Below are 17,025 nucleotides of genomic sequence, written 5' to 3'. Positions count from 1 at the left end.
AATTTTATAAGCAAACGTTTCTGTAATGTAAGCGGTATAACTGTTCACGTTAGCCAACGCACTATCTATCCTATTGGGTCGGAAAGTGCGTTTTTTGTCTCTCCATCTGGTATGATTTTTACTTTAAGGAGATGCAAAGTTTGAAATTATGGCAAAGGCACTAAATATCGAAAATGAGCATGCCAAAAAAGTTGTGTACTTAGTCCTGTTTACGCCAAGGAGATACCAGCTTTTCAGGCATTATTTTTGTATCCTCAAGATTTGTAGTGACTGGATATTGTTTCGATTTCTAAATTTTGAGGGATATAATAAGATTACATCTGCTTCCAACGTAAATAATTTCACCATACTTCGCAAGGATCACGCCTTGCGCTTATAGGCAATAAGTGTCAGCGGAATGAATACTGTATTTGTCAACCTAAAAGTGGGTGACATTAAGATGATGGAGGCTGAGGGGGGAAAGTAGTTTAATCTCGTTCAATTGATTGCTAAAGTCTCTATCGGCAATAAGTGAATCCGCCATAGCGGATCAGAAACAAAAGGATCATTAAAAATCTCCAGATGATTTGGGTCCGATGCTCTAAGAACAGAGTTCGTAGAGCATCGGACCCTCGTTTATTTCTAGCTAGTTCGTGTGAAAAAATATAATCCTAATAGGATGAGAAGGACGCCGTCCGCCCTTTTTCTCGGGCATAGCCTGTAAACCCGGCAAATTGATATTAACAACGCCAATTAGCTGCAGCCCCATGATATAAAGCCATCATAGATTAACTCCGGTTAGTCAGTTTCAAGATCATATACCGTCCAGACGGTATAGTCAAGAGAGGCTTGTAACCTAAAAGATAAGGGCTTGTACTAAGAATCTTACGTGCGTAAGATTCTTAGTACAAGCCCGGAGAGTATTTGTGAAGCAATCGGTATCGGCATTGCTGGTTACGATAATCATAATTGTAGAATAATCAATATACCAAACAGGGTGTAGCAGCCGGCAGTCGGTTCCTACACCCTGTTTTTGCATATTTTTTTGACAAAAAGGGAGCAGAGGCGTATGCTTACATTACCGACGGTAATTACCGGTGGTAATGTAAGCTGGAGGTGCAAAGTGAAAAAGAATATAACAAAAGAGCAAATTGTGGATACGGCTCTTGAGCTTATGCGGAATAAGAGTGACTTGCGGGGGCTTAATCTTCGTGGAATAGCCCGGACATTAGGGTGCGCCCATACAAATTTATATAATTATTTCCCCTCATATAATGATTTATTATGGGAAACACACGCTGCCGTACAGGAGATATTTATGAAGATGCTCAGAAAAAAGCTGGATATAGCTAATACTGCGGAACTGCGACTTACCTATTTCTTTGAAGCCTTTGTCGAAATGTATCTGGATAACAAAGGATGGTTCCGACTGGCGTGGCATGAATATATTGATGGCGACCGTCCACAGGGAGATATTGAAGCGACAGAAGCAACAAACAAAATGCTGAATCAGCATATATCCGACATATGGCAAGAACTTTACGGCGAATACCCAAATGCAGATACGACCAAACGAGTGCTTCATAATACCCATTGCTACATTGTGGGTGAAATTTCAAATTATCTTTTAGGCAGAGGTTTAATTGCAAATGAAGCTGAGCTGAAGACCTATATTACCCGTGAAGCCGTCCGTATGTTTCGATTATGTCTTGCAAGCAGTGATTAGGCGTAAGCAGCGGGCAATGTAAATGATTGTCAGGCCGCTGAATTTAGACTTCGCTCTTGGAAATGAGGTGCTTATATGGAAAACTATGAACAGGAATTAAATATTGAACTTGCTCATTACAATGAGATTCTTAGGGTTATTCACCAGCAATTGGAGGATACTGAAAAAGACAACTCCCAAAGCAGAGAAGCTTTAAGAGAAACAAACCGGGATATGTGGGAGAATGCCTCCCATTCCGCAGATGATTTTGATGGAGCTGTTCAGTTAAGTCAATTTTATCAACCGCTTGCCAATAACACTTTGGCAATAGAATCCAGTGCAAAAAAAATACAGTTGCTGGAACGATTATTGCGGTCAGCCTATTTTGCCCGGATTGATTTTTGTTCGGAGGCTAAAGAACAATACGAAAAAGTATACATTGGCAGAGGAACATTATTTAATGATCAGGAGAAAAAAATCGCCATCTACGATTGGCGTTCTCCTATCGCCAGCCTGTTTTACCGTTTTGAAACCGGAAATGCTTATTATGATGCACCGAGTGGCCGCATCGCCGGAGATATTGGGCTGAAACGGCAATATGAAATAAAAAAAGGAGTCTTGGAGTATTTTTTTGATGCCGATGTTCAGATCGCGGATGAGTTTTTACGTAAAATGCTATCCGGAAATACCTCCAGCAAAATGAAAACCATCGTAGAAACCATCCAAAAAGATCAGGATATCGCCATCCGTGATGTAACTCACGACTTGCTTATGGTGCAGGGGATTGCCGGAAGCGGCAAAACCTCTATTGCTTTGCATCGTGTGGCTTACCTCAAATATCAGGGGCTTTCAAGCCGGCTAAAATCATCGGATATTATTATTCTATCGCCTAATACACTATTCGAACAATATATTTCTGATGTACTGCCGGAGCTTGGTGAGGATGAAGTGAGATCTGTTGTCTTTGATGATTTGGTAACCGGTAGTTTGCCGGATAAAATAGCATTCCAGTCCCGCTACAGCCAAACCGAAATGCTGATCTCCTATGCATCACCCGCTGGGAAAGCTCTGCAAAAGCAGTCCATGGCCTTTAAAATGTCCAGAGCTTTTGGCAGAATACTAAATAGATATGCCGACAGCCTGCCAACATCTCATATCGTCTTTCCCGATATAGAGTATGATGGAAAAACAGTTTTTACGGGGCAGTATCTAAAAGACCGCCTGCTGAAAATGAACGGTAATATGAGCTTAACGGTAAAACTGAGCCACCTGCGCAAGCATATTTTTGACGAAATACATGAGATGCGTAAAGATCGGATGCCTAAATTGTTGCGGCAAGCAAGGGAAGACCCTGAGCATCCTTTTGATTGGGAAGAGTATGCCAGAGAGCTGTCTATCGAAGAAAGCACACTTCTCGCTCAAAAAGTTGATGCATTTATTAAATTGGATAGTGTTTCGCTGTATAAAAAATTGATAAACACAGCTGGTTTATTACGTTCTCTTTCAGCAGAAATTGAATTGCCGGACAACATTGAAGAAATACTGTCTTACTCACAAAAACAGCTCGCAGACTCTACGCTTCAAAATGAAGATGCTTTGGCAGCAGCCTATTTGCAGCTATTGATTGGTACAAATGATGGTGCCAAGGATAGCTATCGACAGATCAAACAGGTTGTTATAGACGAAGCGCAAGACTACTACAGTCTTCATTTTGAGATATTAAAGCGATTGTTTCCCAATGCACGCTATACTATTTTAGGTGATATCAATCAAACGATTGAAAAACAGGAAACTATGAGCTTGTATGAGGGAATTACGGAGATTATACAGCCGAACAGCTCCTGCTTAATGGTCATGAATAAAAGCTTTCGATGTACCAAAGAAATACTCTCATTCAGTATGCAGTTTTTGGACAATGGTACCCTCTTTGAAAGTTTTAACCGCAACGGCGACATACCGCAGGTTATCGAAGCCGGTAGCCTGGATCTGCTTGATGAAAAAATAATCGCAGAAGCTGTTTATAGTAAAAGCCAAGGCTATGGGTCTATCGGGATTATCTGTAAAGATGCACAGGAAGCGGAATCTCTTTATAGCCGTTTAAAAGCTAAAATTCCCCTCCATTTAGTGCATTCGGGTGAAAACCTAAACACAGTAGGAGTATTTATTATCCCTATCACTATGTCAAAAGGATTGGAGTTTGATTCTGTGCTAATTTACGGTGTCGATAAACGCCATTATAATTCAGTTGATGATAAAAAGCTGCTGTATATTGCCAGCACCCGTGCTCTGCACCGGCTCAATCTGTTTTATGCCGGTGAAAAAAGCTCATTCATTTAAGGAGGTATCGGAATATGACATTGGATATTATTATTTCTTTGCTCTGCCAGGTCATAAGTGTTTCTGAAAATCACTTAAGTGGAAAAACACCTTTGACATCGGAATACGATATTGAGCCGATTGATATGGCAAAACTGATGATTGAAATTGAAAAGCGTTTTGAAGTGACAATTCACGATGAAGATGTTCATACATTCCAGACAGTGAATGATGTGGTCAAATATGTGGAGGCACTGATTGCAGAATAGGAGGAGAAAATGAAAAAGGTTATTGTTGTTGAGGGCATGGACAATATGCCGATGGGCCGTGCTGTATCCCGGATTTTAGAGGGCCTGAGCGGTGTTGATAAGGTAAGGTTAAATTTAGAGGAAGAATCCATCATTGTAGAGTATGGCCGAGGCGTATTAACGGAGGACGAATTATGTGATGCCATTAACGAGGAGGGATTTGAGGTTGCAGAGAAATTTGACGAGGACTAATACTGCGGCGGCTCCTTGGTAAGATACTTCCTGAGGGTAAGAGTGCAAAAATGCCCTAAAAATTGCGGGTCATCATCATCGGAGGGGGAAAGGGTTAAAACGGCTTTGCGGGAAATTAAGAACGATGAAAAGTAATCCAGAGCGATAGTAGGCTCTGGATTTTTATTTTATTGCCGTAAGCAGGAAATGGAGGATAGTGGTGGAAATAGTAGGTGTTGCCTGGGATATTGCCGGTCTGATCCTGTGTATTACGATTATTGGGATACCCTTTGGACTCCAACATTTTAAATTTGCAAAACTTGGTTTGATACCTTTTGGGGCGACGATTTATTAATTGAGAAGGTGATGTGTAAATTGAGTGTGCTTACCTATCTTGCAAGCGATTATCCCCTGGAAGAAGTGAAAAATGCCCATGTCAAACAACTATCTGTAAATCAGGCTTTAGAGCTGGGAATAAAAGTTCCTGACTTTTTGCTGGAACCATCCTTTGATAAAGACAAACCTAATGTCATACTATGGGTAGATGATGAAAAAAACTTTGGGGAAATATCAATCAGAGAATTCCAAAGAGCCGACATTTGTGACGATCTTTATACCCAAAAAAGGTTTTTGGCCTATTTGGAGTGGGATTATACTGAAAGCAGAGCTGAAAACCTCATTCGCTATCTACAAGCCCATTTGTTGAATGCTGATGAAATTGAGCTCTGGCGTATATGGTTAGGCCAATGGTTCGATGATGGAATGCCAAGGATAAAAAAACATCATATAAATATTGAACAATTAACCTGTTTAGACTTAGAAAAAGTATTCGGTAAAAACAACCATGAATTTCCGGAATGCATTATTGTATCCCGATCAAAATAAGCGTAACTTAAGTATGTTTGCCATGCTGTTTTCCCGAAGCTAATGAATTTACTTAAAGATCAGTTAATTAAGGTTTTAAAAATAGATATCACTGAGCAAGTGCAAATTGCAGGACAATTACTGGTTTTTTACAGTTCCGACGATTCTAGTCATGGATAAGGGCAGAGAAGTTCTTAGAGAAAGCCGGTTTATTGATTTTCAAAAAGTTGAGAGAGTGTTAAATTCTTTATGGTGTAAGGCAAGATGTGTACTAGAGGAGGAGCGGAGATGAGTTCAAACTGCGAAAATTGCAAGATGCGTATTAAAGCAGAAGAGAAGCCCAATTCATTTTTAGCGAAATTCTGGCGCTGGCATACTCGATGGTGCCCAGGCTGGAAAGCATACCAGAAGGAATTAAGGGAAAAAAAGTAAGGAAATTTTTTAGGACAAGAGAGGAAATTCTAACTTAAATATTAAATATCAAGTTGGAGAATTGTTAGATGCTCAAGAATACTATGGGTAATGAATCTGCCATCATCGTTTGCCCTCGTGTTTTTGGTTCCATTATGCGGTATTTTTCTATTCCGTATGTTTTTACTAAGGGGTCTTGATTATACTAGCGCTGGAGAAGCAGGCATACTCGCCGGCGCGACGCCAGCCATCACAGCGCTTCTCGCTATGATGGCCTTAAAGGAACCGGTTTATCCTTAGAACACATTGGCGGCAATATGCTCGTACTTTGTGCGGCGGCTTGTGAGTCCGCCTTTAAAACTCTGTCACGTATTTCAGCCGTCAGAGCGGCACGGACTTGAAAGAACCATCAAGTCCTATTGCTTAGACCGCAATTGTATCAGTAGTTGCTCTGATTTTCTGTCTGATCCTTGCACTGTTTGAGCATCCCTTGCAGGAACTTTCAGGAATCGGCATGATGGAATGGACGGCTTTTTCGGGCATGATGCCCTTTACTTCCATGCTGCTGGCGACTGCAGTGTTGGGGGAAAGGGCCGGCTGTCAGCAATGGTTGGGCGGTTTTCATGTAATCCTCGGTATGTTCCTTATCGCGACTGAAAGGATTGTGATAGAATAGTATCGTGAATAGGGAGGGGCTGTTTCATGCATAAGATCCTGATTGTCGAAGACGATGCCGTCATTGCTAAAGCGATTAAAAACCATATCCGGACCTGGGGGTGTGAAGGGGAATGTGTGACGGACTTCGAGCAGGTGATGTCTCTGTTTGTCTCCTACAATCCCCATCTTGTGCTCCTGGACATCGCGCTGCCATTTTACAATGGCTACCACTGGTGCAGTGAGATCCGCAAGGTGTCCAAGGTACCCATCATCTTTATCTCCTCCGCTTCCGATAATATGAACATCGTCATGGCCATCAATATGGGCGGTGATGATTTTATTGCCAAGCCTTTCGACCTGAGTGTCCTGACAGCCAAGGTGCAGGCCATGCTGCGCCGGACCTATGATTTCGCCGGACAGACGGATTTGTTGGTGCACCGGGGAGCCATCCTCAATACCAGTGATGCTTCCTTGACCTATAATGACATCAAAGTTGAGCTGAGCAAGAACGATTATAAGATTCTGAAAATGCTGATGGAGAATAAAGGGAAGGCCGTGGGCCGTGAAGCAATCATGGCCCGTCTGTGGGAAACGGATAGTTATATCGATGAAAACACCCTGACGGTGAACATGACCCGGCTGCGTAAAAAATTGGAAGCGGCAGGGCTGGCCGGATTTATTGTGACCAAAAAAGGGATAGGGTATATGGTGACGTGATATGAAGGAGATCAGTCTATGGTCAGCGGGGAAGCAGTACCTACGGGGGCACAGCCGGGGAATCTTTTTGTACTGCATCTTTATAGGTGTCTTTGCCTTGGTATTTTATCTGTATCATCTGCCGCTGGAAGCGGTGCTCTATGCTGCTTTGCTCTGTGCCGTTCTGGCTTTCCTGGTCCTGATGGCAGATTTTTATAACTATTATCAGCGCAAGAGAGTGCTTCGGGATTTGCAGCAACAGATCATGTTCAGCTTGGAAGGGCTCCCTGAGGCTAAAGGATTGTTGGAAGAGGAGTATCAGGAACTGATCGCCGTCCTCTACCGGGATAAGATCAGACTGGTTTCCCAGGCCGATAATGAGCGAAGCGATTTGGTGGATTATTACACCCTGTGGGCCCATCAGATCAAAACCCCTATCGCCGCCATGGGCCTCCTTCTCCAGTCCCTCCCTTCAGGGGATGACGGGAGTACTGCTCAGAGTATGGAACAGAACAGGGAGCTGACCATGGAGCTGTTCAAAATTGAACAGTATGTGGAAATGGTGCTCCAATACCTGCGGTTGGAGAGCCCTTCTTCCGATTTTGTGCTGAAACGCTATGCTCTGGACGATATCGTCCGGCAGGCGGTGCGCAAATATGCCAAGATGTTTATTCGCAAGAAGATCAGCCTGGATTTCTCCGAACTGAACTGTGACGTGCTGACGGATGAAAAATGGCTGGTGTTTGTCATTGAGCAGATCTTGTCCAATGCTTTGAAGTACACCAAGGAGGGGAAGATTTTCATTTGTATGGAAAATGACGATGATAAAACTCTGGTAATCGCCGATACAGGGATAGGTATTGCCAGGGAAGACCTGCCCCGCGTCTTTGAAAAAGGCTTTACCGGTTATAACGGCCGAAGGGATAAAAAGTCCACAGGAATCGGCCTCTACCTGTGCAAGCGGATCCTGACCAAGCTTTCTCATACCATTGTGATCGAAGGGGAGCCGGGCAAGGGCACGAAAGTGAAAATCGGCCTGGACAGGGTGGATACAGTGATGGAATAAAAATGGCCCATGACTCCAATGACATCCAAGCTGTTGAGATGACGGTCGGCATGGGGGTCTTGACTTAGCCCATGGGAGAACGGGGGGTATATGGTATGGCACACGTAAAGGCAAATGGCATACAAATTGAATATGAAATTTTTGGAAAGAAAACAAATCCTACAATAGTACTTATTGCAGGAAATGGTGCTCAGCTAAATTTTTGGGAACCAGATTTTTGTGAAATGCTTGCAAAAGAAAATTTACAAGTTATACGCTTTGATAACCGCGATGCGGGACTGTCTACAAAATTCGATGCGGCTGGTATTCCTGATATGAAAATAATATACCAGGCAGCACAAGAGGGAAAACCAATTAAGACAGCATATACATTGGAGGATATGGCTGATGATGTAGCTGGTTTGCTCGATGCGTTGGAAATAAAGAAGGCTCACATCTGTGGTGCTTCTATGGGAGGCATGGTTGCTCAGGTTTTTGCCTATAGGCAGCCTTCGCGTATATGTAGTCTAATTTCTATTATGTCATCTACAGGTAATCCGAATAATCCGCAAATATCACCAGAAACATTGGCGATTGTTACAGCAACACCTCCAACTGGACGGGATGCATATATTGATTTTACTTTACGTATGTGGAAAAGTCTTTGGAGTAAGGGATTTCCTTTTGAAGAAGAACGTGCAAGGAAGTATTGTGAAGAAAGCTATGATCGTTCTTATTATCCACAAGGAGCTATACGCCAAAATGCAGCGTTGGTTGCTAATGGGGATAGGAGACAACACCTTTCATTATTAACAATTCCAACTCTGGTAATCCATGGAACCGAAGATACATTGTTTCATGTTGAAGCAGGAAAAGATACAGCACGCACAATACCTAAGGCTAAATTACTTTTGATCGAAGGAATGGGACATGATATGCCTAAGGGAACATGGAAATGCATGGTTAAAGCTATTGCTAGTCAGGTAAACGACACGTCTCATTCATTTTAATCAGAAAAGATGCAACTACGTTTATTATATGAGCAGATAATAGATTGTTAATTATTTAGGGTGGATACAGTGATGGAGTGAAATTATGATCCACCTTACCAAAGGGTAAGCTTAAACTGGAAAATGTAAGCCAAAGTTATGGCAGGGCATTTTCCAGTTTTGTTATACTGAACCTACTCAGCAAAGGAGGTTCTTATTCATGACCATTTTAGAGGTGAATAATCTTAAAAAAGTCTATACTACCCGCTTTGGCGGCAGTCATGTTCAGGCCTTAGCCAATGTGTCTTTCTCCGTGGAGCAGGGTGAATATGCAGCGATTATGGGTGAATCGGGGTCAGGCAAAACGACCCTGCTCAATATTCTGGCCTCTTTGGACAAACCTACCAGCGGTGAGGTTCTGCTCAAGGGAAAAAGGCTCAGTACCATCAAAGAAAGGGAGATTTCCGCTTTCCGCCGGGAAAATCTCGGCTTTGTATTTCAGGATTTTAATCTGCTGGACACCTTCTCCTTGCAGGATAATATTTTCCTGCCCTTGGTGCTCTCCGGCAAGTCCTATGAGGAGATGAGCCGGCGTTTGGAGCCCATTGCCCACAAGCTGGGGATCGGCGATATCCTGGCCAAATATCCTTATGAAGTGTCGGGAGGGCAGAAGCAGCGCTGTGCCGTAGCCCGCGCCCTGATTACCCAACCCCAGCTGATTCTGGCGGACGAACCCACCGGTTCCCTGGACTCCCAGGCCGCCGAGGGTTTGCTCCGCCTGTTTAAAGAAATTAATCAGGAGGGGCAGACCCTGTTAATGGTGACTCACAGCGTGAAAGCGGCCAGTCATGCCCAACGGGTACTGTTTATTAAGGATGGGGAGGTCTTCCATCAGCTTTATAAAGCCGGCATGTCGGATGAAGCTATGTACCAGAAGATCTCCGATACCCTGACCACCATGGCCACAGGCGGTGTGCGCCATGAGTAGATTCTTTTATGCTAAACTGGCCGCCACCAATCTGAAAAAGAATGCCCAAACCTATCTGCCCTACATCCTGACCTGCATGGGCACGGTGATGATGTATTACATTATGGTTTTTCTGGCTGAGAACGAGGGCTTGGGAAAAATGTCCGGCGGCTTTCAGGTGCAAACCATCCTCAAACTGGGCTCCTATGTGATTGCTATTTTCGCAGTTATTTTTCTCTTCTATACCCACAGTTTTCTGATTAAACGGCGTAAAAAGGAATTCGGTCTCTTTAATATCCTGGGCATGGAGAAGAAGCATATCGCCAAGGTATTGGGGTTCGAAACCCTGTATGTGGGGGTCATCAGCCTGGGAGCAGGACTGCTGGGCGGGATACTTCTCTCTAAGTTGATCTTCATGGTCCTGCTCAAAATCCTCAACTTTGAGGTGCCCTTGGGCTTTAACGTCTCCGGCCCCGCTCTGGCGGATGCGTTTGCATTGTTCGCGGGAATTTTTCTGTTGACGCTGCTCAATACCTTGCGCCAAATTCATCTGGCTAAGCCTGTTGAACTCCTGCAGGGCGGTCAGACCGGGGAGAAGGAGCCGAAAACAAAATGGCCTCTGGTGGTGATCGGGACCTTAAGCCTGGGCGGAGGGTATTATATCTCCCTCACCACCCAGTCTCCTTTGGCCGCTCTGAGCCAGTTTTTCTATGCCGTCCTCCTGGTGATGGTGGGCACCTATTGTTTGTTTACCGCCGGCAGCATCGCTGTGCTTAAACTGCTGCGCCGGAACAAGGGGTACTATTATCAGACCCGGCATTTCACCGCCGTAGCGGGGATGATGTACCGAATGAAACAAAACGCCGTGGGGCTGGCCAGTATTTGTATTATGGCCACGGCTGTGCTGGTGATGGTGTCCACCACCGTGTCTTTGTACATTGGGATGGAGGACGTGCTGCGCACCCGGTACCCCCAAACTATCATGATCTCCGCCCCCGTGTCCGCTCAACAATCCGTCGAGAGTCTGCAGAGGTCGGTTCACAAAGTATTGGCAAAGCACCGGCTGGTGGTGAAGGATAGGCTGGATTACAGGTATCTGTTCTTTCCCGGCAATCAAGAGGGCGGCAGGGTGATCACGGCTGAGAGCAAAATATCCAACGCCACATCTTCGCTCCGGGAATACTATCTGATTCCCCTGGAGGATTATAACCGGCTGACCCATAAAACGGTCAGCTTGGGGGATCGGGAGATTTTGATTTATTCCGGCCCCAGCAAGTATGAAAACGATACCCTGACGGTGTTAAATCGGACATTTACTGTCAAGGAAAGGCTGGATTCGTTTTTTGAAAATACCCTGGAGGGGTCATCCATCTCGGGAAGCTATTATATCGTGGTCAAAGATATGAATGTGATCAAAGCCATGAAGGCAACTCTTGCTGAAGAAAATGGGGATAAGCCTTCAGATTATAACTATTATCTGGGCTTTAATCTGGACGCCGGGGAGGCTGACATCTCAGCTGTTTACCAAGACATCCGCACTGCTGTGGGCAGTGATTATCCCGGCAGCAGCATTGAATCCCCGGTGGCAGCCAAAGAATCCTTTTTCGCCGTTTATGGAGGTTTATTCTTCCTGGGCATTTTCCTGGGGGCGCTGTTCATTATGGCCACGGTACTGATCATCTATTATAAGCAGGTTTCCGAAGGGTATGACGATAAAGCCCGCTTTGAAATCATGCAGAAGGTGGGGATGAGCCGTGAAGAGGTAAAGGGCTCCATCCGCAGTCAGATCCTGACCGTATTTTTTCTGCCCCTGGTTACCGCTGGGATCCATACTGCCTTCGCTTTTCCCATCATCAGTAAATTGCTGGCTGTACTGTATCTCACCAATGTGGGTTTGTTCGTCTGGTGCACAGCAGGTACCATCTTGGTTTTTGCCCTGTTCTATGCCCTTGTCTACGGTCTGACGGCCAAAGTGTATTATCGGATTGTCAGCTGGGGAATGTCTGTATAAAGGGTTGAAAGCAATGCCCCTGTCGACCTGTATACCTGTGACAGGGACTTGTGATGGCCGATTGATCCCACGGTATTGAAAACATAACGAGGCTAATCGGCTCGTTTAAATCGTATCGGATTAGTTTTAAGAGTTATGCTATCCGTGGTATCTTCATAAATTATCACATTATATTGATGTCCACTAATTAATTGGTTGGCAGTCAACAAAAGCCTGCTCGCCCCACCGGGCAAATCTATTTCATAACCGTTCGTGTGATTTGAATAATTTTCCAAATCTGTAACAATAACCTTATAATCAACTGCGCCAGGGGCAGCGGTCCAGGTTATATTAACGTTACCGTAAGGCAGAATGGATCCATCTTCAGGGGATTTGATACGAAAAGAAGGATCCGTCATATTCGTAGGAGTGAGTTGAATCGCTTGCCCGATTATAAGCTTATTAGAATCTAGTCCCGGATTTAAAGAAAGGAGCTCAATCAGGGATGTATTTTGTGCTAGGACTGTAGTTCAACAACATCATCTCCCGTTAATCCGATACGTAAAATACGCATTTTCTTCACCTCCGTCACCTTTTATACCTTTATGCTATCTATTTCTTAGGCATATTGATTGAAAAGGTCTGTTGTATCAGAATGATCAAAGGCGGATCCTACAGATGAATAGGCATATCGACTCAGCCTAATTTTCTACCATTTTGCAATCATTTTGTAACCATTCTTTGATTGTAGCATTGTACAATTAATATCTAGGCATTTGTTACTGTAAGTTTTCGATGAGACTTGCAGTAACAATTTAATAGTCATAATTTGAGGAGAGATTTAAATGAAGAAAGGTAACCTAATTTTTGTAGGAAGCCTAATCATATCAATTGTCTTGGCAGGATGCAGCCCCAAAACAACGAATAATAATTTGAGTAAGGTGCAGCAGAGCACTGACAAATTAACAAATCAAAATACTAAAGTCCATAAGTCGAACAATAAGCCGGAGTCAGATACAGGAAACAACTTAGCATTTAATCTAACAGCTTCGACATATACAAATAAAAATATCAAGATAAACTATCCACAAATTACAGGCTTTAGCGATTCTAATAAGCAAAATCAAATTAATAATTTGATTAAAAATGATATATTAAATGACTATCAAAAGGACATTGCTAACTTGGTGAAATATTATTATAAGAACAATGCTGAAGCAGAAGATGCTTTAACTGAAGATGTGAACTATTATATAAAGTTAAACAGTACCAAACTTCTTAGTATTCTATATGTAAAGAATGGAAATATTCCAGGTTCAGCACATCCTAATACTTCTGTTCATTCTGTAAACATCGCTATTGAGAGCGGAACTATATTGAAATTTAAAGACCTCATTAATATAAATAATAATTTTGTTGAAAAAATTAAAAATGTTAAAAGTGGATTGTGGATATCCAAGCCCTTACCAGGTATTGAAACAACGGATGAAATAAATAAAGAGCTTAGGGGAGCACTCGCCAGCGGATTGAGTATGACGCAAAATAAAGATTTAATTGACCAGTTCAATGCAGATGACTATAGTTTTTATTTTACAAAAGACTATTTTGGAATGACTTCTTATATTCCTCATGCTCTTGGTGATTATGCAGAGCTTGAAATAAAATATGGAGATATAAAGGCTAACATAAAATCAGAGAATAAGGTTTGGAAAGAACTTATAAATACATAAGGGCCCAAAACGGAGGGGAAACACCTTTAGTATATAAAGCCCGCTGGAGTAGCGCCCGGTATCGAGCGGTTAATGAGAATCAGAGGATATTAATGAATGGACAGGTTGCTTGTGTTATAATATGGTAAATGCATAAGTCTTGGCAAATGAGGGGGGTTCGTAGTGAGTTTAACTGAACCTCAAGTAATTACAATCGCTGAATATAATAAACTCAGAGAGAATACCGAGAGTTATTTAGAATATATCGATGGCATAGTGTATGTGGTACCATCTCCTTCGACGAAGCATCAAAGAATTTCCAGTAGATTACATGCAAAGTTATTCAATTTCCTTGAAGGAAAAGAATGTGAAGTCTTCCCAGCACCCTTTGACATTGAGCTTAGGACAGCTGATGATGACCAAGGAGACCAGACTGAAAAGGCCAAGGTGGTCATTCCGGATTTATCGGTTATTTGTGATAAAACGAAACTTGACGAAAATAAATATGTCGGTTCACCAGAACTGATTATTGAGATTTTATCTCCTTCAAATCAAGCTCATGATCTCGTTAAGAAACTTAATTTATATATGCAATATAGGGTTAAAGAATATTGGATTGTCAATCCTCTTTTGAATACTGTACAGATCTATGGTTTGAATGAAGAAGGGCAATATCAGCAGGTAGAGGTATTGAAGGAAACAGGGGTAGCCCATTCAGATGTTTTGAAAGGGTTTAGTATGGATCTTGAAGACCTTAATTTCTCAATTTTTAGGACCATGAACGCAAGCATCCTCTGCCGGTTGGGAAGAGGATGCTTGCGTTCATATCCTAACGTATTTTAGATAAGAATCAATACATATCTTTGATATCTTTATCCCATACAAAAGGCTGATATGATACATGCTTCTTATTAATAAAGTTCAAATACCAAATTATTTGAAATAAAGGATGGCTTGAAAGGAGAGATCTGGTTGGACAATTCACAGATTTCAGGTCATTGGCACCTACAACAAATTCCCTACACTAAACGCGAAATTAAGGTTGAGATAGTTGCTGGAATTGGGGTTGTGTTGATATTAATCATGCCATTTGTTTGGTGGGGGAAAACCCCTGATCTTCTACCAACAAATGTTGGTATGAGTGGAAAGGTTGATTGGGAAGGAAAAGGCTATCTTTGGTTACTTACTGGGGTTGGTATTGCGTTATATGTATTTTTAACGTACATATGTATATTTCCGAATATGGTTAATCGTCTTTGGGTAATAACTTCAATAAATGCTGAAAAACAGTACCATATTAGAAGAATGACGATTAATTGTATCAAAGTCGAAACTGTTTGGCTATTTGTTTATTTAACCTGGAATACTATAAAAGTAGCTGAAAGTAAGGTAATTGGTGAAGAAATAAAACTCCTAAATCAAAATAACACCATGCATATAGGAGCAATTTACTTTAAACCTTTATTTGGAATTGAATTTTTGCCAATGATGTTCGTAATAATGGCGGTCACGATTTGTGTCGGCCTATACTATGGAAATAAGGCAAAACAGCAAGCAAATTGAGTAAAATCGCTCGTGATTTGCAGATTATTATGAAAAAAATCAGGCTGCCTCGTGTTATGAGGCGGCCTGAACCTGGTCATCACGAGCGATTTCCATATGTTTTGCTCTAAGATTTTAGCCAGACGTAATGGGTGAAATCACAATAGAATTGTGCCAATTGAGAAAAGATAAGACTTGTATTGGTTTGAATATAAAACTTACCTTCAAAAATGTTGACGGTTCGAAGGGACTAGTTAAGATCACAACCTAAAAATGGAATTGTGGCGTTTCCATTTATGACAGGATTCCCCTTACTTTGCAAGAATGTTATGAGATGATTAGGCAGATAATTGGAATTTGCAATAACCGAGGTAAAGTATGAATGTAGAATTTCTAAAGGTGAAGTTATATTAGTACTAGAACCAACTTCAAAAGCAGGTGTGTGGATTTGTCAAAATTAAATAGGATTCTTTATGCAATGGGTGTCATAGGATTAATAATAGCAATGTTTATTGTTTACAAAAATGCTGAAAGTGCATTTGAGATTAGATTTTTAATAGGTTATGTAATATATCTATTTTTGTTAAGCTTTTATTTTCTTGGTATTACTATTTTTCGCCTGAGAGGGTTGAAATGGGTTGAATTAAGGAAGAGATTATTGAAGTTTCTCAGATTAACTTTTGTAAATTGTGTTTTATTATATGGTTTAATATTTGCGTCCGATTATTTTTTTAAAACTTCGAAATTAAATCTTGTTAAAATCCTTTATACGTCTGTAAGTCTTGCCTTTGGGGTATCTTTTCTTGATTTGGTTTTCCTAAAAAGAGGATTGGTTAAATGAACGTTCTGAGCGATCCTTGTTGAAGCTCTAATCTTTACACAATCGAAACACTGCCATGGGCTATACGCGAACCCTGCATTTCCTGGGAACAGGGCAAAACCTTATACTCGATATCCAGTGTATAACTTATGTCAAAACGTATAATGAGACCATCAATATTCCCGTAAGTTAGATAAAGTGTATTCCGTCACATCATTAGCTAATGAATTTTGAGAGCCTTCCATAGCAAAGAGCTTCCAGCAAATACTCAGATGTTTGCTGGAAGCTCTTATAAGTCTTGAACAAATGCCAACTTAAGCAAATATGTTACGCAAGTCAATTGCTAAGTTATCAAATAGCCGGCTTCTAATTATTTCGGCTTTCCCATATACTTCTGGTTCAACAAATACATTCTCTGAGAATTTATAGACATCTGCAATTTCATTCAAGGGATCAACGATCCAGTATTCCCGGACTCCTGACAAGCGGTAGCGACGCAATTTTATTCGTTTGTCTTTTAACGCTGTTGACGGACTTAAGACCTCAACGATAAGATCAGGCACACCGACACAGCCTTTCTGGTGTATCTTTGCTTGATCACATATCACAGTTATATCAGGTTCAACATAGTTGCCATTTTCATCATCTAACCATACTCCAAAAGGTGCTGGAAAGGCTTTGCACCGTTTACCCTTTAGATAAGTATAAAATTCTCCATACAAATTTCCTACAATGGCTTGGTGTTGAGATGAGGGCGGAGGTGTCATATCATAAATTACACTATCAATACGTTCCCATCGCTCATACTCTAATTCCAATGGTTTATCCTCCAAATTAGTCCCTCTTTGTAAAATTA

The 17,025-nt window shown here is 41.9% G+C and carries 18 protein-coding genes and 1 pseudogene; 18 read left to right on the top strand and 1 reads right to left on the bottom strand.

Annotated features, from left to right (window positions below):
* Positions 1 to 1,102 precede the first annotated feature (1,102 nt).
* The 18 genes and pseudogenes from B5Y67_RS02055 to B5Y67_RS01970 all read left to right on the top strand — a co-directional run bounded on the left by B5Y67_RS02055 (position 1,103) and on the right by B5Y67_RS01970 (position 16,190).
* The gene (locus tag B5Y67_RS02055; RefSeq protein WP_088224914.1) at positions 1,103 to 1,705 is read left to right on the top strand and encodes a TetR/AcrR family transcriptional regulator; all 603 of its coding nucleotides are present in this window, start codon (positions 1,103 to 1,105) and stop codon (positions 1,703 to 1,705) included.
* A gap of 75 nt (positions 1,706 to 1,780) precedes the next feature.
* A complete protein-coding gene (locus B5Y67_RS02050; RefSeq protein WP_088224913.1) occupies positions 1,781 to 4,021 on the top strand; it encodes a UvrD-helicase domain-containing protein in 2,241 nt (746 codons plus the stop codon).
* Between the two features lie 14 nt (positions 4,022 to 4,035).
* Entirely contained in the window at positions 4,036 to 4,269 is a 234-nt protein-coding gene (locus B5Y67_RS02045) for a phosphopantetheine-binding protein (protein WP_088224912.1), read from the top strand.
* Between the two features lie 9 nt (positions 4,270 to 4,278).
* Positions 4,279 to 4,500, top strand: coding sequence for a hypothetical protein (locus B5Y67_RS02040; protein WP_088224911.1), 222 nt, complete (start codon positions 4,279 to 4,281; stop codon positions 4,498 to 4,500).
* Positions 4,501 to 4,714: 214 nt separating this feature from the next.
* Positions 4,715 to 4,834, top strand: a pseudogene (locus tag B5Y67_RS25705) (YccF domain-containing protein); the annotation flags it as partial.
* Between the two features lie 26 nt (positions 4,835 to 4,860).
* Complete coding sequence (locus tag B5Y67_RS02030; RefSeq protein ID WP_242975788.1) at positions 4,861 to 5,364, top strand: hypothetical protein; 504 nt, start codon at positions 4,861 to 4,863, stop codon at positions 5,362 to 5,364.
* Between the two features lie 267 nt (positions 5,365 to 5,631).
* Complete coding sequence (locus B5Y67_RS25135; RefSeq protein WP_170932552.1) at positions 5,632 to 5,775, top strand: hypothetical protein; 144 nt, start codon at positions 5,632 to 5,634, stop codon at positions 5,773 to 5,775.
* Between the two features lie 90 nt (positions 5,776 to 5,865).
* Positions 5,866 to 6,054 (top strand): EamA family transporter, encoded by a 189-nt coding sequence (locus tag B5Y67_RS25700; protein ID WP_242975783.1) that lies wholly within the window; start codon positions 5,866 to 5,868, stop codon positions 6,052 to 6,054.
* A gap of 214 nt (positions 6,055 to 6,268) precedes the next feature.
* Positions 6,269 to 6,430, top strand: a complete 162-nt coding sequence (locus B5Y67_RS25695) for an EamA family transporter (RefSeq protein WP_242975782.1) — start codon at positions 6,269 to 6,271, stop codon at positions 6,428 to 6,430.
* 26 nt (positions 6,431 to 6,456) lie between these two features.
* Positions 6,457 to 7,128, top strand: coding sequence for a response regulator transcription factor (locus B5Y67_RS02015; protein ID WP_088224909.1), 672 nt, complete (start codon positions 6,457 to 6,459; stop codon positions 7,126 to 7,128).
* Position 7,129: 1 nt separating this feature from the next.
* The gene (locus tag B5Y67_RS02010) at positions 7,130 to 8,173 is read left to right on the top strand and encodes a sensor histidine kinase (RefSeq protein WP_088224908.1); all 1,044 of its coding nucleotides are present in this window, start codon (positions 7,130 to 7,132) and stop codon (positions 8,171 to 8,173) included.
* Positions 8,174 to 8,268: 95 nt separating this feature from the next.
* Positions 8,269 to 9,162: an alpha/beta hydrolase gene (locus tag B5Y67_RS02005; protein WP_088224907.1), complete on the top strand. Its 894-nt coding sequence runs from the start codon at positions 8,269 to 8,271 to the stop codon at positions 9,160 to 9,162.
* A gap of 199 nt (positions 9,163 to 9,361) precedes the next feature.
* Positions 9,362 to 10,129 (top strand): ABC transporter ATP-binding protein, encoded by a 768-nt coding sequence (locus B5Y67_RS02000; protein WP_088224906.1) that lies wholly within the window; start codon positions 9,362 to 9,364, stop codon positions 10,127 to 10,129.
* Positions 10,122 to 12,119, top strand: coding sequence for an FtsX-like permease family protein (locus B5Y67_RS01995; RefSeq protein ID WP_088224905.1), 1,998 nt, complete (start codon positions 10,122 to 10,124; stop codon positions 12,117 to 12,119). The genes B5Y67_RS02000 and B5Y67_RS01995 overlap by 8 nt, the downstream gene beginning before the upstream one ends.
* A gap of 824 nt (positions 12,120 to 12,943) precedes the next feature.
* Entirely contained in the window at positions 12,944 to 13,828 is an 885-nt protein-coding gene (locus tag B5Y67_RS01985) for a DUF4163 domain-containing protein (RefSeq protein ID WP_088224903.1), read from the top strand.
* Between the two features lie 162 nt (positions 13,829 to 13,990).
* Positions 13,991 to 14,650: a Uma2 family endonuclease gene (locus tag B5Y67_RS01980; RefSeq protein ID WP_242975781.1), complete on the top strand. Its 660-nt coding sequence runs from the start codon at positions 13,991 to 13,993 to the stop codon at positions 14,648 to 14,650.
* Positions 14,651 to 14,779: 129 nt separating this feature from the next.
* Positions 14,780 to 15,370: a hypothetical protein gene (locus B5Y67_RS01975; RefSeq protein WP_088224902.1), complete on the top strand. Its 591-nt coding sequence runs from the start codon at positions 14,780 to 14,782 to the stop codon at positions 15,368 to 15,370.
* Between the two features lie 427 nt (positions 15,371 to 15,797).
* Positions 15,798 to 16,190, top strand: coding sequence for a hypothetical protein (locus B5Y67_RS01970; RefSeq protein WP_088224901.1), 393 nt, complete (start codon positions 15,798 to 15,800; stop codon positions 16,188 to 16,190).
* Positions 16,191 to 16,483: 293 nt separating this feature from the next.
* Here the strand turns inward: B5Y67_RS01970 and B5Y67_RS01965 are convergent, their stop codons facing one another.
* Positions 16,484 to 17,002, bottom strand: a complete 519-nt coding sequence (locus B5Y67_RS01965) for a Uma2 family endonuclease (RefSeq protein ID WP_088224900.1) — start codon at positions 17,000 to 17,002, stop codon at positions 16,484 to 16,486.
* Between the last annotated feature and the right edge of the window lie 23 nt (positions 17,003 to 17,025).

Origin of the sequence: Desulfosporosinus sp. FKB (assembly GCF_002196705.1) — a bacterium.
GTDB lineage: Bacteria > Bacillota > Desulfitobacteriia > Desulfitobacteriales > Desulfitobacteriaceae > Desulfosporosinus.
The sequence above is the reverse complement of the archived record's forward strand: the minus strand, read 5'-3'. Positions and strand labels throughout refer to the sequence as shown.